The organism is Gordonia sp. SID5947 (assembly GCF_009862785.1).
GTDB lineage: Bacteria > Actinomycetota > Actinomycetes > Mycobacteriales > Mycobacteriaceae > Gordonia.
In genome coordinates, this window is the sequence record NZ_WWHU01000001.1 from 3,498,111 (window position 1) to 3,524,598 (window position 26,488).

Annotated in this window: 22 protein-coding genes and 2 pseudogenes; 13 read left to right on the top strand and 11 right to left on the bottom strand. The window is 66.5% G+C overall.

Translation table 11 applies throughout. The features are described from left to right. Positions 1-45: 45 nt before the first annotated feature. A complete protein-coding gene (locus tag GTV32_RS16035) occupies positions 46-672 on the top strand; it encodes a hypothetical protein (RefSeq protein WP_161061158.1) in 627 nt (208 codons plus the stop codon). Here the strand turns inward: GTV32_RS16035 and GTV32_RS16040 are convergent. Continuing rightward, positions 607-1,416: a DUF1266 domain-containing protein gene (locus GTV32_RS16040; protein ID WP_343287354.1), complete on the bottom strand. Its 810-nt coding sequence runs from the start codon at positions 1,414-1,416 to the stop codon at positions 607-609. The two genes, GTV32_RS16035 and GTV32_RS16040, sit on opposite strands and share 66 nt — an antisense overlap. A 193-nt stretch (positions 1,417-1,609) precedes the next feature. Here GTV32_RS16040 and GTV32_RS16045 point away from each other — a divergent pair, with 193 nt between their 5' ends. Both GTV32_RS16045 and GTV32_RS16050 read left to right on the top strand, forming a co-directional pair. Further along, positions 1,610-3,022 carry an NAD(P)/FAD-dependent oxidoreductase gene (locus GTV32_RS16045; protein WP_161061159.1) on the top strand — a complete coding sequence of 471 codons (1,413 nt, stop codon included), beginning with the start codon at positions 1,610-1,612 and terminating at the stop codon, positions 3,020-3,022. Between the two features lie 45 nt (positions 3,023-3,067). Beyond that, entirely contained in the window at positions 3,068-3,655 is a 588-nt protein-coding gene (locus GTV32_RS16050) for a histidine phosphatase family protein (protein ID WP_161061160.1), read from the top strand. Here GTV32_RS16050 and GTV32_RS16055 read toward each other — a convergent pair. Beyond that, positions 3,630-4,268, bottom strand: a complete 639-nt coding sequence (locus GTV32_RS16055; RefSeq protein WP_161061161.1) for a TetR/AcrR family transcriptional regulator — start codon at positions 4,266-4,268, stop codon at positions 3,630-3,632. The two genes, GTV32_RS16050 and GTV32_RS16055, sit on opposite strands and share 26 nt — an antisense overlap. Positions 4,269-4,374: 106 nt before the next feature. Here GTV32_RS16055 and GTV32_RS16060 point away from each other — a divergent pair, with 106 nt between their 5' ends. Then, on the top strand, positions 4,375-5,784 hold the full coding sequence (locus GTV32_RS16060; protein WP_161061162.1) for an FAD-dependent monooxygenase: 1,410 nt from the start codon (positions 4,375-4,377) through the stop codon (positions 5,782-5,784). Between the two features lie 256 nt (positions 5,785-6,040). Here GTV32_RS16060 and GTV32_RS16065 read toward each other — a convergent pair whose 3' ends face one another. Beyond that, on the bottom strand, positions 6,041-6,484 hold the full coding sequence (locus tag GTV32_RS16065) for a MarR family winged helix-turn-helix transcriptional regulator (RefSeq protein ID WP_161061163.1): 444 nt from the start codon (positions 6,482-6,484) through the stop codon (positions 6,041-6,043). Between the two features lie 92 nt (positions 6,485-6,576). Here GTV32_RS16065 and GTV32_RS16070 point away from each other — a divergent pair. Next, positions 6,577-7,494: pseudogene (locus tag GTV32_RS16070) on the top strand (aldo/keto reductase). Positions 7,495-7,518: 24 nt separating this feature from the next. Here GTV32_RS16070 and GTV32_RS16075 read toward each other — a convergent pair. Next, positions 7,519-8,706, bottom strand: a complete 1,188-nt coding sequence (locus GTV32_RS16075) for a nucleotide pyrophosphatase/phosphodiesterase family protein (protein ID WP_161061164.1) — start codon at positions 8,704-8,706, stop codon at positions 7,519-7,521. 81 nt (positions 8,707-8,787) lie between these two features. On the opposite strand from GTV32_RS16075, the gene GTV32_RS16080 reads away from it, so the two are divergent. Then, positions 8,788-12,168 (top strand): DEAD/DEAH box helicase, encoded by a 3,381-nt coding sequence (locus GTV32_RS16080; protein WP_161061165.1) that lies wholly within the window; start codon positions 8,788-8,790, stop codon positions 12,166-12,168. Positions 12,169-12,785: 617 nt separating this feature from the next. Here the strand turns inward: GTV32_RS16080 and GTV32_RS16085 are convergent. Then, positions 12,786-13,652, bottom strand: a complete 867-nt coding sequence (locus GTV32_RS16085) for a hypothetical protein (RefSeq protein WP_161061166.1) — start codon at positions 13,650-13,652, stop codon at positions 12,786-12,788. A gap of 150 nt (positions 13,653-13,802) precedes the next feature. Here GTV32_RS16085 and GTV32_RS16090 point away from each other — a divergent pair, with 150 nt between their 5' ends. Beyond that, the gene (locus GTV32_RS16090; RefSeq protein WP_161061167.1) at positions 13,803-14,189 is read left to right on the top strand and encodes a VOC family protein; all 387 of its coding nucleotides are present in this window, start codon (positions 13,803-13,805) and stop codon (positions 14,187-14,189) included. 76 nt (positions 14,190-14,265) lie between these two features. On the opposite strand, the gene GTV32_RS16100 is transcribed toward GTV32_RS16090, so the two are convergent. Together GTV32_RS16100 and GTV32_RS16105 are read right to left on the bottom strand one after the other, a co-directional pair. Next, the gene (locus GTV32_RS16100) at positions 14,266-16,119 is read right to left on the bottom strand and encodes a DUF3556 domain-containing protein (protein WP_343287355.1); all 1,854 of its coding nucleotides are present in this window, start codon (positions 16,117-16,119) and stop codon (positions 14,266-14,268) included. Between the two features lie 155 nt (positions 16,120-16,274). Then, positions 16,275-16,999 (bottom strand): annotated as a pseudogene (locus GTV32_RS16105) (GNAT family N-acetyltransferase). Between the two features lie 111 nt (positions 17,000-17,110). Here GTV32_RS16105 and GTV32_RS16110 point away from each other — a divergent pair. Continuing rightward, positions 17,111-17,767, top strand: a complete 657-nt coding sequence (locus GTV32_RS16110) for a hypothetical protein (protein WP_237421561.1) — start codon at positions 17,111-17,113, stop codon at positions 17,765-17,767. Between the two features lie 108 nt (positions 17,768-17,875). Beyond that, positions 17,876-18,280, top strand: coding sequence for a hypothetical protein (locus GTV32_RS16115; protein WP_161061169.1), 405 nt, complete (start codon positions 17,876-17,878; stop codon positions 18,278-18,280). Between the two features lie 12 nt (positions 18,281-18,292). Here GTV32_RS16115 and GTV32_RS16120 read toward each other — a convergent pair whose 3' ends face one another. From GTV32_RS16120 to GTV32_RS16135, 4 genes are all read right to left on the bottom strand, one after another. Continuing rightward, entirely contained in the window at positions 18,293-19,090 is a 798-nt protein-coding gene (locus tag GTV32_RS16120) for a hypothetical protein (protein ID WP_202421817.1), read from the bottom strand. Positions 19,091-19,274: 184 nt separating this feature from the next. Further along, positions 19,275-20,240: an alpha/beta hydrolase gene (locus GTV32_RS16125; protein ID WP_161061170.1), complete on the bottom strand. Its 966-nt coding sequence runs from the start codon at positions 20,238-20,240 to the stop codon at positions 19,275-19,277. A 172-nt stretch (positions 20,241-20,412) separates the two neighbouring features. After that, positions 20,413-20,895 (bottom strand): hypothetical protein, encoded by a 483-nt coding sequence (locus GTV32_RS16130; protein WP_161061171.1) that lies wholly within the window; start codon positions 20,893-20,895, stop codon positions 20,413-20,415. A gap of 45 nt (positions 20,896-20,940) precedes the next feature. Then, positions 20,941-22,182 (bottom strand): PucR family transcriptional regulator, encoded by a 1,242-nt coding sequence (locus GTV32_RS16135; RefSeq protein WP_161061172.1) that lies wholly within the window; start codon positions 22,180-22,182, stop codon positions 20,941-20,943. A 312-nt stretch (positions 22,183-22,494) separates the two neighbouring features. Here GTV32_RS16135 and GTV32_RS16140 point away from each other — a divergent pair, with 312 nt between their 5' ends. The 4 genes from GTV32_RS16140 to GTV32_RS16155 are packed head-to-tail and all read left to right on the top strand — an operon-like array spanning position 22,495 to position 26,488. Further along, entirely contained in the window at positions 22,495-23,844 is a 1,350-nt protein-coding gene (locus GTV32_RS16140; protein ID WP_161061173.1) for an MFS transporter, read from the top strand. A 51-nt stretch (positions 23,845-23,895) separates the two neighbouring features. Further along, complete coding sequence (locus GTV32_RS16145; protein WP_161061174.1) at positions 23,896-25,791, top strand: alkyl sulfatase dimerization domain-containing protein; 1,896 nt, start codon at positions 23,896-23,898, stop codon at positions 25,789-25,791. Continuing rightward, positions 25,788-26,180, top strand: coding sequence for a DUF202 domain-containing protein (locus tag GTV32_RS16150; RefSeq protein ID WP_343287356.1), 393 nt, complete (start codon positions 25,788-25,790; stop codon positions 26,178-26,180). The genes GTV32_RS16145 and GTV32_RS16150 overlap by 4 nt, the downstream gene beginning before the upstream one ends. Beyond that, a complete protein-coding gene (locus tag GTV32_RS16155; RefSeq protein WP_161061175.1) occupies positions 26,177-26,488 on the top strand; it encodes a DUF202 domain-containing protein in 312 nt (103 codons plus the stop codon). The genes GTV32_RS16150 and GTV32_RS16155 overlap by 4 nt, the downstream gene beginning before the upstream one ends.

Sequence of the window (26,488 nt, forward strand, 5' to 3'; positions counted from 1 at the left end):
CGGACCCGTCGCGCGCCGCCGAAACGAGCAACTACATTGCAACCTGTGAGTGATGCCGACACACCGTTCGCACATCTCACCGGACTGGCCACCGGGCACGGTCCGGTGTCGCCGCATCGTCCCGACATCGCCGCCGCCCTGTGGTGGGAATCCGAGCCGAACGGCAAGTTGGATCGGCTCATCGCCTACCTCCGCGACGACGAACTCCTCCTCGCGGCCCGCAATGCCTGGCTGCGTGGGGTGTGGGGGATCATGGCCGTCACCACGCGCCGCGTCATCATGGTGAGTGTGCCGACGGAGACCCGGGAGGGGTACGCCTACGAGCTGCCTGTGGAGGCGGCGCTGGAGATGACCGACGGTGGTACCGACGACGGGTACCGGATCTTCTACCTGCACGACTACGAGGCGACGACGAAGCTGTTCTTCACCAATGCGCTTGTCGGCGAATCGCTCTACGACCGGCTGTACTGGTGCGTCTCGCGCACCATGCTCGACGACCGCGGTGGCAGCCTCGAGCGCGCCGACGACCGCGGCGTGACCGACGATTTCGCACGATTCCGCAAGCTCAAGGACGCCTTCGACACCGGAGCCCTCGACGACGACGCGTTACGGAACGCGACGTTGCGGCTCTTCCTCGGGCCAGAGGGGCATCCGCCGCCACGGACTGTCTGATCGCACCAGGAGGGCGTTGACCCAGTTGCCGGCGGCCTGCGCGGCATCGCCCGCCTTCCCGATGTCGGTGAGTGCGCTCCAGTAGGCGCGCCCGATCACGACGCCGTGCGCGAACTGACGCCAGTTGGCGTAATAGCTCCGCGCCGAGTCGAGCCCGGCGAACAGCATCGGCCAGCACTCGTCGACCTCGAGGTAGCCCGAACGCAGGCAGGTCCGCACCACAAACGGCAGTCTGCCGAGATCCCAGGCGCGGACATGCGTGGGAAAGTGTCTGTCGGACACCGTATTACGGAGGAGTTTCGCGGTCCGCAGGTTGTAGAGGGCGTTGTAGTGGCCGATCCAGTAGCCCGGTGACTCGCCACGAGCGGCTGCCCGGGCCGCGAGGAATTCTCGATGGACCTCCGGGTCGTGGCCAGGGGTTCTGCTGATCGCCTCGGCCACCAACGGTGCGATGACCTCGAATGTCGAGCTGTGCATGCCGTCGAGCAGGAGGCCGACGGTCTTCCTCGCCGAGACGTCGTCGGTGATGCCCCACCATTCGCGGATGCGGGTGCGCAGCACCTCCGGGTCGTCGTCGAGCGCGATGGTGTCGCAAGCGTACTGATTCGGGATCCACATGTGCGCGCCGACATTCAATGCCGCCTGCGGGCGTTCGGGAAGAGGTGCGTCGCTCTGCCAGATGAACGGCCGGCCCAGCGACGACTTCTCCCCGGAGGGGAACGGGGTGATCGGCGGGATGGGCACATCGATGAGGGTAGTCGGACGCGGTGACCGGGCGGACGATGGCCGTTGACGACTGCCCGGTGGTGACGGACCCTGAGATGGTGGCCCAACCCGAACAGTGCAGCAGCTCGTCGACCGCCCGGTTCCCGCAGCGGGATAGGACGCAACGGGATAGGACGCAACGGGATAGGACGCAGCGGGATCGGGGGCAGCGGTGACCACCGCCGTTGTCGTCGGAGCCGGGCCCAACGGTCTCGCCGCAGCACTCCATCTCGCCCGCAGCGGGGTGGACGTGCAGGTTCTGGAGGCGTCGGACACGGTGGGCGGGGGATCGCGCTCGGGCGAGCTCACGGTCTCGGGCGTCATCCACGACCATTGCTCGGCGTTCCACCCGCTCGGCGTGGGGTCTCCGTTCTGGGCGGAGGTGGGTCTGGAGAAATACGGACTCACCTGGAGGTGGCCCGCGATCGACTGCGCGCATCCGCTCGATTCGGGAGATGTCGGCCTGCTCTACAAGTCCGTCGAGGACACCGCCGCGGGCCTCGGTGAGGACGGACGGCGATGGCAGATGGCATTCGGCGATCTGGCCAGGAACTTCGACGACCTCGGACATGATCTCCTCCGGCCCATCGTCCACGTTCCGTCGCACCCGCTCCGGCTGGCCGCGTTCGGTCCGCGAGCGGTGTTGCCGGCCACCGTGTTGGCCCGCTGGTTCCGCACCGAACGTGGACGGGCCCTCTACGGCGGGATCGCCGCCCATCTGTTCGCACGTTTCGACCGCCCGTTGACCGCTGCCCTTGGACTGATGATCGCGGCGAGCGGGCACCGCTACGGATGGCCGGTCGCCGAGGGCGGGTCGGGGTCGATCACCACCGCGGCGGCCGCTGCGTTGACCGACGCGGGCGGAAAGATCGAGACCGGTGTGCGGGTGGAGTCCCGAGCCGACATCCCCGATGTCGACCTCGTCCTGCTGGATCTGTCCCCGGCACAGGTGCTCTCGATCTACGGGGACGCGATGCCGGCCCGGATCAAGCGGGCCTATCAGCGCTATCGCGTCGGGGCCTCGGCATTCAAGGTGGACTTCGCCATCGAGGGTGACATCCCGTGGGCCAACCGGGACTGTGCGCGGGCCGGAGCCGTTCATCTGGGAGGCGACTTCGAGGAAGTGCGTGACTCCGAGCGCCGCCGCGCCGCCGGCGTCATGGTGGACCGCCCGTTCGTGCTGCTCGGTCAGCAATATGTCGCCGATCCCAGCCGCAGCAACGGGCCGGTGAACCCGATCTACGCCTATGCACACGTGCCTCGCGGTTACGACGGTGATGCCACCGAGGCCGTCATCGCACAGATCGAGCGGTTCGCGCCCGGCTTCCGCGATCGAATCATCGCCACCGTGAGCACCGGAACCGATCAACTGCGTTCGTACAATGCCAATTTCGCGACCGGAGACATCATCGGCGGCGCCAACGACGGCCTGCAGATGGTGGTCCGTCCGCGGCTCGGGCTCGATCCGTACGCGGTCGGTGTGGACGGGGTCTTCCTGTGCTCGCAGTCGTCCCCGCCGGGCGCGGGCATCCACGGATTGTGTGGATACCACGCGGCATCGTCTGCCCTGCGATCGCTGAAGTGACGCCCCGCCGACGCCGGCTGGTTGCCCATACGCTGAACTGAACGCATGGAACTCCTGCTCATCCGCCATGCTCAACCGTTCCGGCTGAGTGATCCCAACGGTGCCGATCCGGATCTGACGCCCGATGGGGAGGAACAGGCCAAACGTCTGGCCGTGGCGTTGGCCGACGGCCGGTACGGTCAGGTCGACCGACTCGTGAGCAGCCCCATGCGCCGCGCCGCGCAGACCGCAGGGTTCGCCCGCGATTCCCTGTCGCTGGATGTGGCCACCGACGAACGGCTCGTCGAACTCGACCACGGCTGGACCACCTACGGTGCCGTCCACAACTACACCGATCGACGTCTGTTGTTGCAGGACATGAACGGGGGGCGCCTGGGGGAGAACAGCTTCGATCCGGAGCTGTTCCGCGACCGTGTCGTCGCCGGCGTCGAGCAGGTGGCCGCTTCCGCCGACGACGGCGTGGTGGCCATCTTCTGTCACGGCGGCGTCATCAACGCCTACCTGTCACACGTCATCGGCACCGCGACGATGTTCTTCGTGGAGCCGTACTACACATCGGTGACACGGGTGCTCGCACTCGACGGCGGTCACCGGCAGGTACTGTCGGTCAACGAGATCGATCACCTGAGGTGATGGTCAGCCAGATCGTCCGCGACAGCGCCGCGACCAACAGCTCATCCGACGAGTTCCGCGGGTGGAGGATGTGCTGCGTGACGGTTCGCTCGACCATCCAGGTGACCGCGGCCACCGCCTCCGACGTCACCGCCTGATCGACCCGTCCAGACGCGCGCCACTCGGCAACCCTCGTCGCCGCGAAGTCGATGAACGCATTGATACGGCCGAACCAGAACTCGGCCACCTCGGTGTCATAGGCTGCGACTTCACCGAGTGCGCGCATGAGCGTCCAGTGTTTACGGAACTCGGCGATCATCGCGCCGATGGCTCGCTCCACACCCTCGACCCCCGCGTCGAGTGACGCGTCGTCGGCGAACCACGACGTCGGGGCGGCGAAGAACTCCGCCGACGCCACGTCGGCAACGTCGATGAGCACCTGACTCTTGTTCGGGAAGTACTGATAGAAGTTCGTCCGCGACATCCCGGATCGTTCGGCGATGCGCTGGACGGGGATCTCCGTGAACCGCTCCCCGGACCCGAGGAGTTCCTCGACGGCACCCAGGACGCGTTCGGTGGCGTCGGCACGACGCTCGCGTGCCTGCGCCGCCTGCGACTTGGTCACCGATCCCATGTCGGTGATGCTACGCCACACCTTGACACCCCCGTTGTACAGGCATAACGTCGTTCTGACACTGTGTCGAACTCCCTGTCTGACAGGTGGGTCGGGAGGAGTGCGCATGGGCGCAGCCAACGAACATTTCGATGCGGTCGTCGTCGGGGGACGCTGTGCGGGCGCGGCCTCGGCGACCGCGCTCGCACAGCGTGGCCTCCGGGTACTCGTCGTCGACGCCGCGCGGTTTCCGTCCGACACCGTCTCCACGCATCTGCTGTGGCCCACCACGATGGCCGAGATCCAGGCGCTCGGCGCGCTGCCCGCCGTCGAGGAGATCGGTGCCCCGCGGATGCCGTTGGCCGAGGCGGTGCTCGATGACATCGGCTGGCGCACCACCTACTCGCCGGTGTCGGGGATCGACTATGCGATGTGTGTGCGCCGCACACATCTCGACCACGCCCTGGTGACGGTTGCCCGAGCCGCCGGCGCGGAGATCCGTGAGCGTTGTACCGCAACGGATCTCGTCTTCGATGACGGTCGGGTGGCTGGATTGTGCTACACCGACGACGACGATCAGACCCACGAGGTGCGGGCGCCGGTGGTGATCGGGGCGGACGGCCGGAAGAGTGTCGTCGCGCGCCTGGTGGGCGTCACAGCGCCTACGCTGGTGGCGCCGAGCGGTCGGGCCTGCTATTACGCCTACTGGTCGGACACACGAGAAGATCTGCGCCACATCGCGTCCCAGTGGCGAGTCGGTTCGCTCCTCGGAACCGCCTTCCCCTGTGACGGCGGCGATCTGTTGTCGTTGCTGCAACCGCCCGTGCACCTGGCCCCGGAGTTCCGTGGACGGCGGGCCCAGGAGGCGTACCGCCGCGGTGTGGAAGCGCTTCCCGGGCTCGCACGCCGGCTCGACGGGTGCGAGCTGGTGTCCCGGGTGCGCTCGTGCACCGGGATCGAATCGTACTTCCGGCAATCCAGCGGGCCCGGATGGGCGCTGCCCGGGGACGCCGGACATTTCAAGGATCCGGTGACCGCACAAGGCATTCGAGATGCGCTACGGTACGGCCGGTTGCTCGGCGAGGCGATCGCACCCATCCTCGGGGCGCGCGACGGCGCCGACCGGGACGCGCTCGATCGGGCCACCGCGACGTGGGCAGCACAACGCGAACGCGATTGCATCGAGGTCTACCAATGGACCAACTTCCTCGCGTCCGGCGCGCCACCGTCGCCATTGGAGTACGAGCTCTACCGTCAGGCGCAGACACAGCCCGACTTCGCCGCGGTCCTCAGCGACATCTACAACCGGGTGCAGCCCCCGGCCGCGATGATGCCGGTGACCACGCTGCTCGGGGCCGTCACGCACGCGTTGCGTCGCCCGGGGGTCTCGGTGCGCGACGTCGGCGCAGACCTGCGATCCCAGCAGAAGCGGATGGTTGCCGACTGGCTGGAGAAGCGCAGGTTCCTCCGATCGGATGCCGCCGACGCGCACCCAGCAATCTCCCAGCCGGCGTCGAGGCTCCCACAAGTCGTGTAGCGCAATCTCAATGGTGTCAACGAGATCCGGACCGGATCTCACACCACCGAGAAAGGCTGACGATGCCCACTCCGCAGAACGACAACCGCAACACTCACCGCGCCCCGCAGGCCCCGGCCCGTCGTCGCAGGCGTGTCCGCCACTACGACCAGCGTTCGCGTCGTTGGCTCTGGATCTGGCAGTGAGTTGAGCTGACACCCCGTCACCCCACAGCCTCGTCGGCCGCAGTGCGCTCAACGGGTCTGTGGGGTGATGCTCATGTCAGTCTCGCCGACTGTGTGTCGAGAGTGGTGAGGATGTCGCGCAGAGCGCGCTGCTGCGCGACGTCGAGTTTGCTGATCAGGTGCCGCTCGACGGCGTCACGGAGAGCCCGCTGTTTGTCGGCCATCAGCTCTTCGCCGGCAGGCGCGAGCGACACCTCGACGCCGTTGCGCAACCGCTCGCGGGTGAGAAATCCGCGCTTCTCCATGCGCGTGAGGAGGTGCGAGAGACGGCTCCGGTCCCACCCCGTCGACGTCACCAGAGCGTTCTGCCTCGACGTCCCGCCGGCCTTGTGGAGATGTACGAGAACCGTCAGTTCCGGCTCGGAGATCGAGTTGGCGGTCGTGACGTCGTCTATCACCGCCGTCCGGACCACCTCGCTGGTCCGCTTCCACAGCAGCCACAACGAAACGCCGGACTCGTCCCCATCTGTTGACATTTCTACACCTCGCTCCTACTGTTGACATTACAACACCAGCGCCGGTCGCACCAGATCGTGGCGCGAGAAACGAGTTCGAATCGAGGATTCCCATGTCCGATCCCAGCAACTCCACTACCCCTCGTCCCGGCGGCGCCGGGACCATCGGTGCCCACTCGGTCGCCCGCATCGGTTACGGCGCCATGCAATTGGAACGCCGGCGCGACGACCGTGCGGCGGCCCTGGCGGTGATCCGCCGCGCGATCGAACTCGGCGTCGACCACATCGACACCGCGCAGTTCTAAGGAGACGGCTTCTCCAACGAGCTGATCCGAGAGGCGGTGCGCCCCGAAGACGACGTCACCGTGATCACCAAGGTCGGCGCCGACCCGAATCCGGGCGGTCCGGCGCCGATGCGAGCAGCCCAGCGGCCCGAAGAGCTGCGCGCGAGCGTGGAAGACAATCTGCGCAGTCTCGGAATGGACCAGATCCCGGTGGTCAATCTCCGTCGCGTCGACGAGACTGCACCCATTCCGGTCCCGCAAGACCAGGTCGTCGACTTCGACGATCAGCTCGCCGCGATGGTCGCGATGCGCGACGAGGGACTGATCGGCGGTATCGGACTCAGCACGGTCTCCATGGACGAGCTGCGGCGGGCGTTGCCGGCCGGCGTTGCGTGCGTCCAGAACGCCTACAGTCTCGTCACCCGCACCGACGACGACATGCTCGACCTCTGCTCGGCAGAAGGGATCGCGTGGGTGCCGTACTTCCCGCTCGGCAGTGCCTTCCCCGGGATGCCGAAGGTCACCGACGAGGCCATCGTGCAGCAGGTCGCCCGGTCGCTCGACGTCACCCCGTCCCAGGTCGGGTTGGCGTGGCTGCTCCACCGGGCGCCCGAGGTGTTGCTGATCCCGGGCACATCCTCGGCCGACCATCTCGAGGAGAACGTCGCCGCCGGTTCGGTGGTGCTCGATGCCGAGCTGCTGTCCGCGCTCGACGACGTCCCGCATCGCGAAGGCCACTTGGGCTGATACCGAACAGTTCTCACGCAGCGGTCAGTGTCCGGACTGTACCGAGACCGGTACCAGCTGTTCGGCTGTCGTCCACGCCCCGTGGTGGCCTGGCATGTTCACCTCCGGAGTCGGATCGGTCCGGGTACGCGTGATGATCGTGTTTCCCCGAGCGACGGCCACCAGATCGCCGATCCGCTCGGCCACCACATCGGTGACCTCGGCGCCGAACCACTGCTCGTCGATGACCTGCTCACGCGGCACCACAAACGCGTCGTCGCCCAGGATGTCGGTCCAGAACGTGTACACATCGTCGCGGGCGCCGGGGCGTGTGTACACCTGCCGGACCCGCATCTCGCCCGCGACCGCCTCGACGCCCTTGAGCATCTCGTCGGTGGTGTCGATGTCGATCCGGTTGTCCGCCTGGATCATTCCATGATCCCCGGTCACCACGAGCGTGGCGTCGCGTGGGAGCTCGGACGCGATGTCGGCGACCAGGCGGTCCACCACGCCCAACGTCTTCACCCACTGGGGCGAGCCGGGTCCGAAGAGATGTCCGGCCGCGTCGAGATCGGGCCAGTAGGCGTAGATCAGCCGATGGCGCGGGGTGGACGGCGCGAGCGCCTCACCGACTCCGGCCAGGATCTCGGCGGGTGTCTGAGCGGCGAGGTAGGTGCCCGCCACGCGAAAGGCGGCCCGGCTGAAACCCGATCCGCGGTAGGCGGCGGGCATCACGTAGCTCACCTCCACGTCTCGCGCGGCCATCTCGGCGAGGAGCCCGGTGCCTGGCTGAATCCGTTCCGGTACATAGAGTCCCAGGGCCGAGCGACCCACGGATGTATTGAACGTCCAGCGTAACGCGTTGAGTGTCCGCCGTTTCGGGCCGCGGGTCTCGTCACGTTCGGTTCGGAACGAGTACCCGATGATGCCGTGACTGCCGCACGGCGCTCCGGCCATCAGGCTGGTGATGCTGGTTGCCGTCGTCGCGGGAAAGCCGGCGCGGATGGTGGCGGCGCGCGTCGCGGTGAGGGTCGGCGCGACGCCTGCATGGTCGTCGAGGAGCGTGGCCCCGAGCCCGTCGATCAGCAGCAGGACGACGTCTTTGCTGGTGGGGATCGGCACGGTCGACGTCGGGTTCTGGTCAAAGGCGTCGTCGATCGCCGGTAACACGTCGGCAAGGGTCGGGTAGCTGCTCCATTGCAGTGGATGAAGTTCGTCCGACGATTCATTCACAACCACACGGTATCCGCATTTCTTGTGGACAACCCGTGCGCATCCGATGGTCGGACGGGCCTGTCGCCCTAGCCTGGGTCCATGCACGACTTCGATCCGCTGCACGACGCGGCGAGTGATCTACTCGTCGATTTCGACGTCGCGACCGTCGACCGGGGCTCCGACTACGCCGACAACGGGCACATCGTCGGCATGATGTGGTCGGCCGACGAGCTGACGCTGACCGGGCGATGCCGTGGGTCGGGCGGGCACGTGTACGACACCAAGGCCGTCTTCACCGCAGTGGCGACGTCCCGGACCCTCGACTACACGGAATGTTCGTGCCCGGTCGGATTCATGTGCAAGCACGGCGTGGCACTCTTGCTGATCGCACTGCAGGTCGAGAGCGACTCGCGAAGCGATCCCGCGGAACTCGCCCCGGTGAGCAGGTTGCCGGCGCAATGGCGCACGACGTTGAGCGCATTTGTCCGCGAGGAGCCGTCGGTGGAACCGGTACCTCTCGGCATCCTGGTCGGATTGCCCTCGAACAGTCGGTGGGCACCCCATCCGGTGCCCACGTTGCGGCTGGTCAAGGAGGGCAAGCGCGGCCGATGGGTCAAGAAGGGAGTCACCTGGAGATCGATTGCCCGGCGCGCCGCGGGTCTGCCGTCGGTCCTCGAGGATCCGGAGTTCGAGCCCGGACAGCTGCGGGCAGTGGTCGCGATGGCGCGAGCGTATGTGAACACCGGCGTCCACGACGACGAGATGTCCCTCGACTGGGCGCCCAACGACATCTGGGAGCTGCTCGCCGATGTGTACGACGCGGGCGTGACGTTGCTCGCCGACCCGTCGACCGGCGCCACCCACGTCGACCTCTTCTCCGGCGCCCGGATCGCCTTCCGGATAACACGCGGCGACGAGGGTGCGCTGGTCTCGCCGTATCTGCAGGTCGACCATCACGACTGGCACGATGCGCCGGTCGGCCTGATCGGTACGCCCGTCCCACATGGTGCGTTCACCGTCGACGAGGACGTCCTGCTGATGGGCCCTTTCGAGGCGCCGACCGATAGGCGCGCGCTCGACGATCTCGTGGCGATCGGCGGCATCGTGATCCCTGATGCCGACCTCGACGAATTCGTCGTGGATATGCTGCCTTCGCTCGCCGCCACCGTCCCGGTCGACATCGAAGACGGTGCCATCACGCCGCCGACGATCTCGGGACCGACGCCGTTGCTCACCATCCGGGTCGGTGCGGAGGCGTCACAGGTGAACTGGCGGATCAGCTACCGCATCAATGACCGTCGGCGCGTATTCGATGCCATCGATCCCGTCTCGGCGAGCAGCATCCGTAACGCCGAAGACGAGACGCAGGCGTGGAAGGATGCGCGCACCGCGATGGAGCTCGTCGCGTGCCGGTGCACCCGGTGGCAGACGCAGGCGGCGCGCCTGATCAACCAGGCATTGCGAGCAGGCACTCGAACCGTCGACGGCGACCTCGACGCCGTGGTCGCCGACGACACCGAGGCGGCGGTGCAGCAGGCGAGCACCGATCTCCTACGCCGGACCTTCACCTACTCGCTCATCGACACGGCCGTCCTGGTCGGGGAGTTGGTGCCCGAACTCGGTGACGGCATCGACGTCGACGTCATCGGTGACGTCGTCGACTTTCGTCCGGCCCATGAGGAGCCGGAGATCGTCATCAGCGAGGACCCCAGCCCGGTCGGCAACGACTGGCTGAACCTCCGCATCACCGTCGAGGTCGACGGCCGCGACGTCCCGCTCGGCAACATCATCCGCGCGCTCGCCGCACACGCGACTCACCTGCTGCTTCCCGACGGTACCTACTTCCCGCTCGAGAGCGCCGAACTCCGGCGTCTCACCGAACTCATCCACGAGGCGCAGGATCTCGGCGAGATCGAGAACGGCCTGGTCCGGCGCAACACCTATAACGCGACACTCTGGGAGGAGTTGCTGAGCCTCGGTGTCGTCGACGACCAACTCGCCGAATGGCATTCGCGGGTCCGTCGTCTCTCCGAAGCCGCTCTGCCGACCCGCAGCGGTCCGCCGGCCGGACTGCGCGCCGACCTCCGTGACTACCAGCACGACGGCCTCGATTGGTTGAGATTCCTGTGGCAGAACAGGATCGGTGGCATCCTCGCCGACGACATGGGACTCGGCAAAACCGTCCAGGCCCTCGCCCTGATCGCCGAGGCATCCGCGGAGATCCCGTCCGGTGCGTTCCTCGTGGTCGCTCCGACCAGCGTTGTCGGCAACTGGGTGAGCGAGGCGCAGAAGTTCGTACCCGATCTCGACGTGGTCGCGGTGACGGCCACCGAGGCCAAGAGCGGTGTCGGCTTCGCCGAACAGGTGGGCGGCGCTCAGATAGTGGTCACCTCTTATACGTTGCTGCGGTTGCAGTTCGACGAGATCAACCGATTCCGCTGGAGCGGTGTGATCTTCGACGAGGCGCAGTTCGTCAAGAACCACAAGAGCAAGACGCACCAGTGCGCCCGCCGGCTGGGCGCCGAGATGAAACTCGCGATCACCGGCACCCCGATGGAGAACAACCTGATGGAATTGTGGTCGCTGCTCTCACTGACGGCGCCGGGACTGTTCCCATCGCCCAACACGTTCGGAGAGTATTACCGCAAACCGATCGAATCCGGTGAGCATCCCGAACGTCTCGAGAGCCTCAGGCGTCGTATCCAGCCGGTGATGCTGCGCCGCACCAAGGATCAGGTCGTCGCGGACCTACCGGCCAAGCAGGAGCAGGTGCTCGCCGTGGAGCTGACCGCCAAGCACGAACACATCTATCAGGCCCGTCTCAACCGGGAACGTCAGCGAGTGCTCGGCCTGCTGGGCGATTGGGAGGAGAATCGATTCGCGATCTTCCGATCACTGACCATGATGCGGCAGCTCAGTCTGCACGCGGGGCTGGTCGACGAGAAGGACCGCGACGTCGCGTCCGCCAAGATCGATCACCTCGCCGCCCAACTGCCCGAACTCATCGCCGAAGGCCATGCCGCCCTGGTCTTCAGCCAGTTCACCGGCTTTCTCGGCCTCATCCGTGAACGCCTCGACAGTCTCGGGATCGCCTACAGCTACCTGGACGGTTCGATGTCTGCGAAGCAACGCGCCGCCGCGATCGGCCAGTTCAGCGCCGGCACCACCAAGGTCTTCCTGATCAGTCTCAAGGCAGGTGGCTTCGGCCTGAACCTCACCGAAGCCGACTACTGCTTCGTCTGCGATCCCTGGTGGAACCCTGCCGCGGAGGCACAGGCCGTCGACCGTGCCCATCGCATCGGCCAGACCCGTCCGGTCACCGTCTACCGGCTGGTGTCCAAGGGCACCATCGAGGAGAAGGTGGTGGAGCTGCAGGACAAGAAGCGGGCACTGTTCGACGCTGTCGTCGACGACGGTGATCTGTTCGGAACAGTGATCAGCCCCGACGATGTGCGAGCGATGCTGGGCGATGGTACGTAACCCTTCTGGCCGCACCTTCGGTTTCTGGCCGCATCTCCGGCTCGAAGCCGGAATCGGAAACTGCGGCCAGAAACATCATGGATGGCCCAATACCGCCGAGTGAAACCATCTGTGCGGCAATCGGTATTCGAGTTCGACCAGGTGGTGGGGTGGCACCTCTACCGTGCACTCGGCGACAAAGCGATGCCGCCGTCCACCGGGGAGGTACACACGAAAGTGATGACCCCCGCCGGACAGACGGAGTTCGGTACGCCCCAATGGGCTGAGGTGAACGGGATACCGTTGACCACCACCTGCGGTCGGACCAGTGGCGGAGGCCAACCGGGGATGCGGCCGTGACAGGTGATCGCCACCCCTTCGTGAACGGGACGCGGGACCCGCGTGGGCATTGTCGTGGGTCGGCGCGATGCCGGGATGTGGACCGCCGGCGGTTCCGGAACGTGGACGCGGCGAACCCACGTTCGGATGGGAGGGCGACGCGAACCATCGGGCGTGTACGGCAGGGGAGAGGCGGTCACAAGGTCCTCGAGTGTTCTCCGGTCACTGTCGGGAGAACTGTACTAAAGCCTCGGTCGGGTCCGCCGACCCGCGTGATGTTGTGGCACGGACGTGCCGAACTAATGCATCGTCTCCACGGCCGACAATGCGCTCGTGTCTCGCCGGGCCAGCGTGTCGTCGTACCACTCGAGCCAAGGAAAGCGGTGACGCCGGTACTCGCTGCTCGTCAGCGGTGGATGGTGTGGTTCTCGGCCGATGAGCCCTTTCCACGCAACCGAATTGACGATGCGCAGCGCAGCGCTGGACCGTGCGGTCGGATGCCAGTTCGCCCTGGGTTCAACAGGTGCAGCGAGGGCCTGGGTGATGGATCCGCCGGCATGCAGACCCATGTTGCCGGTCAACGATGCCCCGCACGCGTCCACCTCGGGGACCGCGACGGCGCTGCAATGCTTCGGGTCGATTCGTCGTGCTTCCCAGATCTCCCCGCGCAACGGGGTCGCCTCGATTCGGACGAGGCCGCCTTCGGACCGGCCGCGCCTGTGCCGCTCCCCGACGGGGAGTGCCACGAACTGTCGGACCGTCGAGTCGTCGGTCCGAAAACCGTCGAGCCATGGCTGGTCGGGTACCTCGAAATAGTCGTGGGCCGAAAAATCGGGGTCACCGCAGAAAGGTGTCCCGGTCACCGCGTTCACGCCATCCACCGAGATGCGGACGAGGAACGGGTAGACGGACGCGAAGTTGATGCATGCCGCCTCGGACTGCCACATCGGGAGCAGCACATCGTCTCCGTGCCACCCCGTCGGCACGCGGTCTCCGAAGTAGCCGGCCGAGAGTAGATCGAGAGACCCGAGGCCGGGCCGCAGCGGGTGGGTCACGTCGTCGTCGGGCACGCGCAGGGTGCGTACGAACTCGATGTACAACTCTGCATCGGCGTGTATCTCCGGGAAGGAGAAGGCCAGAGTGTCGTGCGTGACGGTGACGGTCATGGAGGTCCAGTCGTAGGGAATGGGGGCACGATACGAGGCGGGTATGACAGGTCCAGGTGAGGCTTTGCCTTGGACTGGAGATCGGAGCACACCGCGAATGCGTTACATCGTCCGGCAGACAGCCTGCTCGACCGCCGGTAGATTCGGCGCATGCTGGATCACGTCGCCCTGCAATGTGCCGACCCCGCGCGCGCAGCCGATTTCTACCTCAGCGTGTTCTCAGCCGTCGGAGTGCGTGAGGCGATGCGGTTCGAACGAGACGAAGGACCGGTGATCGGACTCTCCGGTGCCGATGGCCGCCCGCAACTCTGGGTTGGCCCGCTCGACGACGCCGGGGACCGTCCGATCCATCTTGCGCTGAGCGCGCCGAGCCGGGAGGCCGTCGACGAGGTGTTCGCCGCGGCCCGGGCAGCGGGTGCGACGATCCTCCACGCGCCGCGGGTCTGGCCGGAGTATCACCCCAACTATTACGGAGTGTTCCTGCGCGATCTCGACGGCAACAACGTCGAAGCCGTGCACCACGGACTCGGCGGCTGACGACGCTCACGCGTCGAGCAACTGCCAGGAAGCCTCGTCGGGGCGACATTCGGCTGGTGCCGCAAGACGTTCACGGTTACTCCGCCGTCTCCCGGCTCTCCGCCCGCCACGTCACCGTCACGGGGATCGTGTCGTCCCAGGGCTGCCGTGTCACGAGGTCGGCGACGTTCACGAAGCCCCGCTCGAACTCGCCGACCGCGGGATCCACCAGGCGGTACTCCTGGGTCTGCCGATGGATGGGCTGTGCGTCGAGAATCACGATCCGGACTTCGCCGGGCTCGAACCGGCAGTGCCGTTGCAGCGATGCGATCAGTTGCTCGTTGCACATGTGGCCGTCGCCGAAGTTCCAGCCCATCGCCGTACTGGTGATCCGCTCCCCGTCGGTCAGCACGAACTCTGACTCATCCTGAGCGGTCACCTTCGGCCCGCTCGCTTCGCTCCCGGCGCCGGTGACGTTCGGCCCGCTCGCTTCGCTCCAGGCGCCGGTGACATTCGGCCCGCTCGCTTCGCTCCCGGCGCCGGCCATCGCACGATGCGCCAGCGTGAACAACGCCCGACCGTGACTGTTGAACGAGCGGAACGCATATCCCATGTAGAGCGGGATCTGCGCCGCCTCGGGGCTCCCGTAGAAACGTTCGAGCTGCGCGGCCGGCATCGAGGCGATCGCCACGATGCCACTCTCGATCTTCGCCGATGCCGAGGGCTTGATACACCACAGACTGGTGTCCCAGTTTCCGGCGTAGTAACGCATGCCCGGAAGAAAGGACACCTTGCGCGGCATCAGATTTCCGGTGATCACGGTTGCGGCAGACACCAGGAACAACAGGATCGGCCAGACGGATTGGAGGTCGGTGAGACCGATGTCGGAATGACCGACGAACAGCGCGACCAAGCCGAACATCATGAAGACGTTCCACTCCAGGGGCACGCCCATCGGGATCGAGGAGAGGATGCCGAAATGGAAGATCAGCATGATCGTCGCGGCGACGGCGGTCAGCCAGCCCCCGCCGGAGAAGAACAGGACAATCGGCACGAGACCTTCGACGGCGGTGGAGAAGTGGGCGATCCAGCGTGATCGGCGGCCGGGTCGCAGGTCTTCGGGGAAGTCCTCGAAGAACTTTCGCTTGATCTTCGGCGTCCGCCAGATCGGATTGTTCGACATCATCGTGGCGATCACGAACGGGAAGTGCTTGTTGAGCTTCGACGTCGCCGCGCCCAGCCAGATGACGAGAAAGATGAGCTTGGCGCCGAGGATCATGTCGACACCGGAGAACAGGAAGGTGACCGTGAGCGCGCCGTACACCTCGCCGCGTGCCGCGAGGAAGATCGTCTTGTCGCGCAGACCGGCCGCCGCGAGCAGCACGACGATCGTCCAGATCTCCCAGTCGGGCAGCACGCCGACCGTGGTGTCGAGTTCGGGGATGGCGCCGGTCCCCGAGCTGAACAATGCGACCACCAGCATCACCAGCAATGCCGCGTACAGCAGTACGTCGACAGGCCGGCGTGTGTCGCCCTTGGTCAGCGGGACACGGTGCGGCCACGGTGGCTGACGAATCGTCTTGGGCCGCAGCCAGTACAGGATGGAACCCATCGGCGGGAAGAAGCGGTTGTTCAGAGGTCCGAACCCACAACCGAGGCCGACCAGCTCGAACAGCATCGTGTAGAGCACGACCTTCTGAAAGACGATCGGCTCGTTGTACCAGCTCGTCACGTCTAAGAATCCGTCGATGCCGGGGGTGGTGATGACCACCGCCCATGCGATCACGATGTACAGCGCGATCTTCGCGACGTAGAACAGGTGCAGCGCCACGGGCGTCCCGAATCCCACCTCGGCCCAGTGCCGGGCCATCGGCTTGATCTTCTCGGCCCGCGTGCCCTGACTCCAGGTCGGGAAGTCGATTTCGGGCGTGTTCTGCTTCAGGAATCCCACCGTTGCGAAGCTAGCAAACCAAGCGATTGCTTGGTAGTGGTTCGACGACCCCGCTCGCCGCCGTCATGGTTCCCGCGCGCCCAGCGGTCTCCCGCTCATGTCGCGACATGCGCGCCTGCACGGCCGGTGCGCGTCCTTCGCGCGGGCAGATCGTGTCAGTGTGGCGCCGTGAACCCCTGAAAACTGACCTCACGGCGCAGCCCGAAGCCGAGCTCTTCGTAGAGCCGGATGGCGCCGGTGTTGCTCGCCGACGCGTGCAGGAACGGGACTTCGCCTCGTTGCCGGATGCCATGGGCGAGAGCGAGAATCAGGCGGCTCGCAAATCCGTGGCCGCGGTAATCCGGGTCGGTGCAGACGGCGCTGATCTCTGTCCCCCAGGGACGTGCAGGCGTTCACCGCCCATCGCCACCAGCCGACCGTTGCGGCGGATACCGAGGTACGTGCCGAGCTCGATGGTGCGCGGACGAAAGGGCCCGGGTTCGGTGCGACGCACCAGGTCCATCATCTCCGGTACATCGGCCGCCGTGAGCTCGACGGCTTCCGCATCCGGGGCCGGCTTCACATCGCGGTCGACCATCTGGACGCCCGGGATGTGCATGCCCACGCCCCAGCCGGGCGGTGCGACGACGGAGACGACCGGGAGGAACATCGGTTGGCCGGGTCCGACGAGCGCCGCTGCGTCCGACCAGTCGTCGTCCGTCGGATCGTCGGGCAGCGCGGCCATCGGACAGACATCCGTCTGATAGCGGACCGCGCCGCCACGACGTTCGGCGAAATGTGCGTGGGGCCCGGTGAGGGCGGCGAAGGCGGGATTGTCGAGGGCTGCGGAACTCGGAAACGAGGGCTCGCGCGCGGCGTCGACGGCAGAACTGGTGACCACGGCCCGACGATACCTGCGCGTCGATGCAGGTGAACGTATCGGTTCCGCCACGAACGCCTGGTCCCGCGGCACGATCAGCGACAATGGACCGCACAGTTGATGGAGTGCGGCATGGACAGACGAATGGTGGTGGTCGGCGCTGCAGGTCTTGTCGTCGTCGCGTCCCTGGCCGGATGCGGCAGCGGAGACGCGTCCGAATCGGGGGAGTCCGGCATCGGCGCGACGTCCACGGTCACCCATACCTCGACGTTCACCCTTGCTCCTGATCCTGCGACCGCGACGGCGTCGTCGGCGGATTCCACCACCTGCATAGCGGAGGGAATGAACCCGGCGACGTGGAACACCGCTGAAGACAGCGCGCCCCCGCGCAGCCCGGTCGCCGATGGCGGCATCGTCGACGTCTCGCCCGGCGCGGGCCCATGCTTCGACCAGGTGGTCTTCCGGACCGACTCGACATCGGAGGTGGGCTTCACCGCCCGATACGTTCCGCAGGTCACCCGAGAGGGGTCCGGCGCACCGGTGCCGCTGCAGGGCGCGGCCCATCTGCAACTCTCGATATTCGCGCCGGCCGTCAACCCGGACCTCTTCCAGGGTTTCGGGTTCGTGGCCGACCACACGTACCGCAGTCTGCGGCAGGTCGCGTTCGCCGGGTCCTTCGAGGGCGTCACCACGTTCGGGATCGGGGTAGACCACGAGACACCGTTCGCGGTCGAGACGCGCCGGGCAGGTGACGGTGCAACGGAGGTGCTGCTCGCGGTCGCGCATTGAGGGTGCGTTGAGTCAAAACCAGTTCATGTCGACGCGTGAGGGCACATCGATGTGCTTGCGGCCGAGCCAGATCGGTGTTGCGCACACCGTAGCGACCAGGCGGAGAACATGACAGACGACGACGCAGCGGATCGCGGCGGGCTCGGCGACCGCGACAGTCGGGAGCGCGTGCTCGTCGTCGTGATGGCATTGGTCGGGATCGTCTCGACGCTGGCGTTGTCGTCGCTGCCGGTGGTCGCGGGGGTCGCACACGGCCTCGTCTTCGGTGTCGTCGTCGGGACGGTGAATGTCCTCGGCTACCTCGCGATCGTGGTGGTGGCCGTGCAGGCGCCGCTGCGGTGGGATTCGGTACGTCGCGCGGCCTGGGTGGTGATCGCCGTGTCGGTGGTGGGAGCTGTGTGGGCGTTGGTATCCGATCGCGCCGCGGGTGGCGCCGATTTCCTGCTGGCCATGTCGGGGTTGATGGCGGTTCTCGTGGTGGTCACGAGTCATCTGGTCGCAGAACGTAAATGACGTCAACGGCCGTCAGCGCAGAGCCCGACCGATCGCGTTGCCTGCCTTGGTGATGAATCCGTCGAGATGCTTGGCTCCCACCGCGCGGGCGCGGTTCACGTCGCCGTTGGCAGCGAGGTCGTCTGCGGCCACATCGGCCGACTCGGTCGCCCCGGTCATGAGGATCTCGGGCGCCTGGAACAGCACCGCTGAACCGATGTCGATGGCCGAGAGGACCGATTCCTGCGCGGATGTCGTCGGAACCGCGATCTGCGGCGGGTTCGGAACGATCGGCGCGTTCAGGGCGTCGAGAATCTTGGCACGCCCTGCGTCGAAGGCTCCGCCGACCGCGGCCGGGCCCGCGCCCGACTGCACGGTGTCGGCGACGTGGAACATTTCGACGGTCGCCACCTCGAGTGCATTCTGCGCGCGGGGCAAGACCAGGTTCAGATCGTTGTCGATGATCCCGGACATCGAGGTCCTCGCCGGCTCGGTGACCGACGCCAGCGCGATACCCGTTGCACGGTCGGCGCTTTGGGTCTCCGCGAGGGCCTGCGTATACACACCCGGAGAGCGGACCAGTGCGATCGGTACCTGGACCACGAAGTCGACGATGTGTGGGCAGATGAGCGCGCAGTACTTGAGCTGATTGTCAGCGAACGCCGCGACGATTGCGCCCGGCGGTGGCGGTGCCACCTGTGCATCGTGACTGATCGCGGTGTCGGGGCGGGTTGCTGTCGCCGCCACCGACGGTGCGCTGACGAGTGCCAGAGCAGTCAATGCCGGGAGCACGACGATCGGTGCGACTCGGACGCGTTGACGCCATCTCATCGGTGCTCCCTCGATTGTCGGCGATCGACCGATTGTCCGATATCGAAGCTGAAAGGGCGCTGAAGGCTGGTGTGCGCGCAGCCCGACCACCGGTTCCGGCCGCAGTTCTCGCTTCCGGCCGCAGATCCAGCCTGAAGCCGGAAGCTGGTCCTGCGGCCAGAATGGCGCGAACCCCGCCGACTAGTCAGAGTTCGCCGAGGAAGTCGAGAATCGCCGCGTTCACGCGTGCCGGCTCCTGCATCTGGACGAAATGTCCCGCACCGGGCACCATCTCGACGTGACGGAGGCCGGGGACGAGCTGGGCCATGGATCCGAGCGGATCGCGGCCCATCATGCCGAGCACCGGATCCCGGTCGCCCGCCACGAACAGCGTCGGTGTGTGGATCGGTGTGTCCGCGAGGTCGGCGTTCTGCTCCCAGACGAGGTCGGCGGCCCGGTACCAGTTCAGCCCACCGGTGAAGCCGGACCGGCTGAATTCGGCTACGTAGTGGTCGAACTCGGCGGCGGAGAACCAGGGCCAGGGCAGTGGTGGAGCGGGTGGGAGAACATCGAGGTAACCGTTGCCGGCCGACGGATGATCCCAACACGTGAGGTAACGGTCGACGTCACTCAACGCCCAGAAGATCCGGCGCAAGAACTCATCGACATTGCTGTCGAGCTCGCGCTCGGCGATGCCGGGCTGCTGGAAGTAGTGCATGTGGAAGAAGTGTTTGTCGGCCAGCATGGTGTTGATATCGCTGGGACGAATGGGCGCTCGCGGTGTCAGGGGGACACTCAGCTGGATGAGGCCCGCGACGCGGTCCGGAAGCCATCGGGCCAGGTCCCAGACCAGATTGGCCCCGAAGTCATGGCCGGCGAACACCGCTTGATCGGCATGCAGCGCATCGAGTAGACCCTCGATGTCGGCGACGGTGGTTGCGCGATCGTATGCACTCGCATCGGTCGGTCGGCTGCTGCGACCGTAACCGCGCATGTCGGGAGCGACGGCATGCCAACCTGCCTCGGCGATGGCCGAGATCTGGTGACGCCACGAGTATCCGAGGCCGGGAAATCCATGACACAGGATGACGGGCGCGCCGCTGCCCTGTTCGGTGATCGCGAGATCGATCCCATTGACGTGGAGAACCCTGGTGGACGATGCGGCGGGCATCGGGTCAGCCTAACGCCCTGTATGCCTCGTGGCCCTGGCGGCGAACTCGTCCAGCGCGTCGGCGACCTCCGTCGCATGCGACCGAGCTCGGCGTCGAACCGGGTGATCGCCGCGCTTGCGTCGGCGGTGAAGGTATGGCAGGCACTTCCCATCACGTGCGGGCAACAACGCCTCAGGTCGCGTCCTCGATCTGAAGGGCCCGTGCGGTCAGATGCATGCGGCCGGTGGTGTACCCGATGCTCAGCGCGATGGCGACCCCACACAGCACGATGGTGATCCATCCCGGCCATTCGTACACCTCGACGAGTTCGAAAGCCTCTTTGATACCGATCAGTGCGGCACCCCCGCCGACGATGAACCAACCCGTGGCCTTGTTCGAGTACGAGACGAACTGCTCTCGCTGCTCGATCGTCAGGCTGGCCATCACCTGTGCTCGCCACGCATCCTGGGCGCGATGAATCAAGATGTAGGCCACCGGCGGTAGTAGCCACCACCACGCCGACACGCGCTCGGAATGGGGGACTGCCAACGATTGGGTCCGGATCGCCGCACGGTCGAGTTGCTCCTCGCTCAACTCCCGCGCACCCTGATACATCGGCCCGGCCACGAGCAGCCACGCTCCGAGATATCCGCACCACGCCGCGAACAGTTCCATTTGTGTGCCTTTCGGTTGGTGGCGATCTGTCCAAGTCAGCGGGGGTCAGAGGGATCTGGCCGGCGTGCCGTGGGCTGCGGTGAGCGCGGCGCCGAACGTCATCACCCCTTCGAACCCGGTCGGGTCGATCCCACTGAGCGACGCCACTCGGTGCAACCGGTTGTTGACCGTGTTCGGATGCACACCAAGGGATCTGGCGGTTCGTTTGCGATCCATGTCGCAGCGCAGATACTCCTCGAGAAAGGTGATCAGATCAGGGGACTGGTCGAACGGCGCCAGCACGCCGCGCAGATGGTCGTTGGCTGGGCCGGGACGCGTCAGCTGATACTCGAGCGCGACGTCGTCGAGACGAGCGACGGTGTGCCGGGCCCGTTGCCGGCCCGACAGCCGCAACACCTCCGAGGCCAGCTTCCCCGCGTCGGGCACGTCTGCGATGGGAACGTTCTCCACGAGGCCGGCCCGGATCGGGACACCCACCGACGATCGGATGCGCTCGACGAGTTCACCCGCGAGTGTGTGCGCAAGCGAACTGCCATCCGGGTCCACCGGCATCAGGACGTGGCCACCCGCGGGGCCCAGCGTGGTGAGCGTCGGATTGGTGCGCCGGAATTCGCTCAGAGACAGGATCTTTCGCATCTTCCGCCGACCTGCCACCAGCCGGCCGGTGGCATCCTCGACGAGTTCGTCCGGAGTCGACGCGATCTCCAGCGCGAGCACGTGGTACTCGTCGGCCAGCTCGATCCGGAAGCGGTCGGCGTAGGGGTGTGCTTCTTGACCATCGAGGATCATCCGCGCGACGAGGTGCCCGGCCCCGCTCTTCTCGCTGTCGAGGATCACCTGTTCCTGTTCGTAGGCGTCGACGAGGGTTGCCGAGAATATGCCGAACAGCGAGATCAGCGCGGCACCGAGATAGGCCATCTCGTCCTTCTCGTCTGAGCGGGACAACGACGTCGCCTCATTCCAGAAGCGTTCGAATCCGCGTTGCCAATTCCGGATCACCACGGAGAGCGGTACGCCCTCGTCGGCTCGCTGTACCGCGATCTCGCGTGCCGGACGAAGCTCCTCGGCGTTGGGTGTGACATTCCCGCCGAGCGACCGGAAGACAGTCGTCAGCGTCCGCCGCGTCACCCACGGCAACTCCGTCAGCCGTATCTCCGGCGGCAGCGCGCTCAACGCGTCCGAACTGTCCAGAGCCGACTGCTTGATCATGCCGGCGGCGCGAGCGTGCAGCCGATTGAGCAGATCAGCGGTGCCCGCGGGCGGCGGGGTTGGCGTCAAAGCGGCCATAACGTACCTCCACGTTGTGCTGTCGCACATGCTATCGCGGCGTCACCTGTGATCATTCGACATTGCGATGGGCAAGTGCCCACCTTAGCGTGGTGAAACAGCAGCAAATGTGATGCGAACCACGTCGAATGCCCTGCGTGACGCAGGTGTCGGGGGTCCATCACACGAGGCCACCGGCCATTGCGCGACCACTAGGAACGGCAAGGAAACACGATGGGTCAGTCGGCCACCCGACAACCAGGTACAGCGGAGATGGGTACGGCGGCGACAGGGACCGCGGCGACAGATACAGCGGCGACAGATACAGCGGCGATGCTGCCAACGGCGCCGGCGCAGACGCTCGTGCATGGACGAGATCGGCTGTCCGGTCGCCTACCCGCGACGGTCGGCGGTGCCCGCGCCTGGGTCATCACGGTGATGTTGATGCTGCTGATGATGATCAACTTCGCCGACAAGGCGGTGTTGGGCCTGGCTGCGACCAGCATTCGTGAGGAGTTCGGGCTCACCGCACAGCAGTACGGCACCATCTCGAGTGCCTTCTTCCTGTTGTTCAGCGTGTCGGCGGTGGTGGTCGGTCATCTCGCGGACCGCTTCAGCACCAAGAAGGTGTTGCTGGTCCTCGCGTTGATCTGGTCCGTCGCGATGCTGCCGGTGATCGGCCCGGCCGGCTTCCTGGTGATCCTGCTGTCACGGGTCGTCCTCGGTGCCGCCGAAGGCCCGGCCTTCGGCGTCGCGCAGCATGCGGTGCACAAGTGGTTCGACGACGCGGACCGCAGCGTGCCGACGGCCTGGTTGACCATCGCGACGTCGTTGGGTGTGATCGTCGGTGCGCCGGCGCTGTCCTGGATGATCGACGCGCACGGGTGGCGGTCGGCCTTTCTGCTCGTCGCCGTCGTCGGCGTGGTGTGGAGTGCGGTGTGGCTGGTGGTCGGGCGCGACGGCCCGATCGATCTGCACGCGACCGACATCTCCACCCAACGCGTCCGCCCTCTCGATCGCATTCATGTGCCGGTGCGCAAGGTCCTGAGCACGCGGACGTGGATCGGGTGCGCGCTGAGTGCGTTCGCCGGGTACTGGGCCGTGTCACTGCTGATCGCCTGGGTGCCGGCCTTCTTGACCGATGACCTCGGATACAGCAAGGCGACCTCTGGGACACTCACGGCGCTACCCTGGATCGTCGGTGTGATCGCTTTGTTCGCACAGGGATTCGGAACCCAGCGCCTCATGCGCAGCGGGGTGTCCAGTCGCTGGGCGCGCGGAGTGATGCCCGGCCTCATCACCCTCGCCGCGGGCGCTTTCACTCTCGTGAGCATCTTCGCTCACGGCAACGGGATGACGCTCGCGCTGCTGACCATCGGACTCGGACTGTCCGGCGCGGCGTTCGCCGCGGGGATGGTTGCGTGCGGGGAGATCGCACCCGTCGGTCAGCGCGGCGTGGTGCTCGGAACCTTCGTCGCGTTCTACTCCCTGGCGGGCGTGATCGCGCCGTACGTGGCCGGAGTCCTGGTGGACCGGGCAGGCGACGATCCCACCTCCGGATACACCGCGACGTTCGCTCTCACCGGCGTCATCGCGATCGTCGGAGGTCTGCTCGCCATCACCTTGGTCAGTCCGGAACGCGACGCCGCGCTCCTGACCGCGGCCGCCGGCCAATCGGACTGACCAGACCACAACACACAACTACGCACAAACCGAAGCTCGAACGGAGATCTCTTGTCCACCAGCAGCAAACCGGCAACCACCCACACCGCGGCCGCCAACCGGGCCGTGTTCGACAACCTGCACTTCGAGGATCGTCGTGCCTACGACGACTCGCGCCGAGGATTCGTCGCCACCCTGGATCCGATGGTCATCACCGACGACACCGGACGAGTGGTGTGGGATCTGGAGCGCTTCGCCTTCCTCGACGACGACGCACCCGACACCGTCAACCCCAGCCTGTGGCGGATCTCCCAGTTGCACAACGCACACGGACTGTTCCGCGTGGCCGACCACATCTACCAGCTTCGCGGCTTCGACATCTCCAACATGACCGTCATCGAGGGCGACACCGGCTATGTGGTGATCGATCCGCTGACCTCTGTCGAATGTGCCCGCGCCGCAATGGACCTGGTGTACGAGAACCTGGGGCATCGTCCCATCCGCGCGATCCTCTACACCCATAGCCACGCCGATCATTTCGGCGGCGTCAAGGGCATCGTCTCCGAAGACGACGTGACCAGTGGCGCCGTGCGGGTGGTGGCGCCGCTCGGGTTCCTCGAACACGCCGTCAGCGAGAATGTCTATGCGGGCAACGCCATGATTCGGCGAGCCGAGTACATGTACGGGCAGAACCTGCCGGTCAACGGGACCGGGGTGATCTCCACCGGTCTGGGTATCGCGTTGTCGCAGGGGCAGATGAGTCTGCTGCAACCGACCGACGTGATCTCCGCGAGCGGTCAGGAGCTGGTGCTCGACGGCATCCGGTTCGAGTTCCAGTACACACCGGACTCCGAGGCGCCGGCCGAGATGCATTTCTACCTGCCCGACATGCGGGCATTGTGCATGGCCGAGAACGTGTCTCACCACATGCACAACCTCTACACGCCGCGCGGAGCGCAGGTCCGCGACGCGCTGGGCTGGAGTCGTTACCTCGACGAGGCGCTGCAGCGGTACGGCAGCGTGACCGACGTGATGTTCATCTGCCACCAGTGGCCGGTGTGGGGGTCGGAGGCGATCTGCGATCTGCTGGCCGAGCACCGCGATCTCTACCGCTACATCCACGACGAGACGCTGCGGTTGGCCGCCCACGGGTACACGATGACCGAGATCGGCGAGATGATCGAACTCCCCGAGGGACTCGCCACCTCGTGGACCGCGCGCGGCTACTACGGATCGCTCAACCACAACGCCAAGGGCGTCTACCAGAAGTACCTGGGTTGGTTCGACGGTAACCCCGCCCACCTGCACCCGCACACGCCGGTCGAGACGGGCCGACGGTACGTCGAGTTCATGGGTGGCGCCGACTCGGTGATCGAGAAGGCGCGCACCGCATTCGACGAGGGTGACTACCGGTGGGTGGCCGAGGTGGTCAATCACGTCGTGTTCGCCGAGCCCGACAACACCGCCGCCCGGGAACTGCAGGCCGACGCGTTGGAGCAACTCGGGTACCAGAGCGAGTCTGCCCCGTGGCGCAACTTCTACCTGACCGGCGCACAGGACCTTCGTGAGGGCGTTCATGCCGACGCGAATGCGTTGGGGGCCAACGAGGTGGTCGCCGCGATGACCGTCGACATGCTGCTCGACTACCTGGCCGTCCGGCTGAACGGACCAAAGGCGGGCGGACGTCACTTCACCCTGCGGCTCGACATCTCGGACGCCGCCGAGTCCCGGATGCTCGAGCTGACGCGCGGGGTGCTCAACGGCACGCCGACCGAACCGGGCGCCGACGCCGACGCGACCGCGCAGTTGACCAAGGCGACGTTGACCGGTCTGGCGCTCGGCGCCGTCCAGCTCGCCGACGCGGTGGCGGCCGGCAAGGTCGAGCTGGGTGGCGACGAGAGTGTCGTCTACGACCTGTTCGCTCTGCTCGACACGTTCACGCGGTCGTTCAACATCGTCACACCGTGAGCTCGCGGGCTATGGAGGAGAAGGCAACGGGCACTGCGGTCGACGACCCGGGGCAGGCGACACCGGATCACGAGCCCGACTACCGGTTCACGCTGGCCAACGAGCGCACGTTCCTCGCCTGGATCCGCACGGCACTCGCGCTGCTGGCGGCCGGCGTCGCGGCGGAGGAGTTGATCGGCAAGGGCACCGGCAATCTCGATCACTCCGTCCTCGCGGTGGCATGTGTGGTGGTGGCAACGGTGTTGTCGCTGGGCGCCTTCTACCGGTGGCGTCGGCTGCAGGCGGCAATGCGGCGCAGTGAGCCGTTGCCGCCTGCCACCATCGTGCGTGTCACGGTCGGCGGTGTGTGTGCCATCGCGCTGGTGTGCGTGGTGGTCGTGATCCTGTGACGTCCACGTCGGCGGGCGATCCCGGCTTGCAGCCGGAGCGAACTCTGTTGGCTTGGCGCCGAACCACATTGACGGCGACCGGCGTACTGCTGCTGTGCTGTCGAGTGCTCGCCGTCCACCACACCGCGGCCCATGCGGTGGCGGCGGGCGTGGCCGCTCTGCTCGTCGCCGCACTGTGCGGTGGGATGGCCCAGCGGGCACGCCGGTATCGCGCGGATCCGCGCAACAGTGCGCAGGCATCACCGGCGCTGCTACTCCTGATCGCGCTGGCGATCGCGTGTGTCGGGGTGCTGGCGGCCATCGGGTAA

Bases quoted from the DNA above. Each gene is read 5' to 3' on its own strand.
- GTV32_RS16110 (WP_237421561.1), top strand. From the start codon at position 17,111: ATGGACAGACGAATGGTGGTGGTCGGCGCTGCAGGTCTTGTCGTCGTC.
- GTV32_RS16135 (WP_161061172.1), bottom strand. From the start codon at position 22,182: ATGGCCGCTTTGACGCCAACCCCGCCGCCCGCGGGCACCGCTGATCTG.
- GTV32_RS16125 (WP_161061170.1), bottom strand. From the start codon at position 20,240: ATGCCCGCCGCATCGTCCACCAGGGTTCTCCACGTCAATGGGATCGAT.
- GTV32_RS16085 (WP_161061166.1), bottom strand. From the start codon at position 13,652: ATGACCGTCACCGTCACGCACGACACTCTGGCCTTCTCCTTCCCGGAG.
- GTV32_RS16130 (WP_161061171.1), bottom strand. From the start codon at position 20,895: ATGGAACTGTTCGCGGCGTGGTGCGGATATCTCGGAGCGTGGCTGCTC.
- GTV32_RS16120 (WP_202421817.1), bottom strand. From the start codon at position 19,090: ATGAGATGGCGTCAACGCGTCCGAGTCGCACCGATCGTCGTGCTCCCG.
- GTV32_RS16060 (WP_161061162.1), top strand. From the start codon at position 4,375: ATGGGCGCAGCCAACGAACATTTCGATGCGGTCGTCGTCGGGGGACGC.
- GTV32_RS16080 (WP_161061165.1), top strand. From the start codon at position 8,788: ATGCACGACTTCGATCCGCTGCACGACGCGGCGAGTGATCTACTCGTC.
- GTV32_RS16055 (WP_161061161.1), bottom strand. From the start codon at position 4,268: ATGGGATCGGTGACCAAGTCGCAGGCGGCGCAGGCACGCGAGCGTCGT.
- GTV32_RS16065 (WP_161061163.1), bottom strand. From the start codon at position 6,484: ATGTCAACAGATGGGGACGAGTCCGGCGTTTCGTTGTGGCTGCTGTGG.
- GTV32_RS16140 (WP_161061173.1), top strand. From the start codon at position 22,495: ATGCTGCCAACGGCGCCGGCGCAGACGCTCGTGCATGGACGAGATCGG.
- GTV32_RS16115 (WP_161061169.1), top strand. From the start codon at position 17,876: ATGACAGACGACGACGCAGCGGATCGCGGCGGGCTCGGCGACCGCGAC.
- GTV32_RS16050 (WP_161061160.1), top strand. From the start codon at position 3,068: ATGGAACTCCTGCTCATCCGCCATGCTCAACCGTTCCGGCTGAGTGAT.
- GTV32_RS16090 (WP_161061167.1), top strand. From the start codon at position 13,803: ATGCTGGATCACGTCGCCCTGCAATGTGCCGACCCCGCGCGCGCAGCC.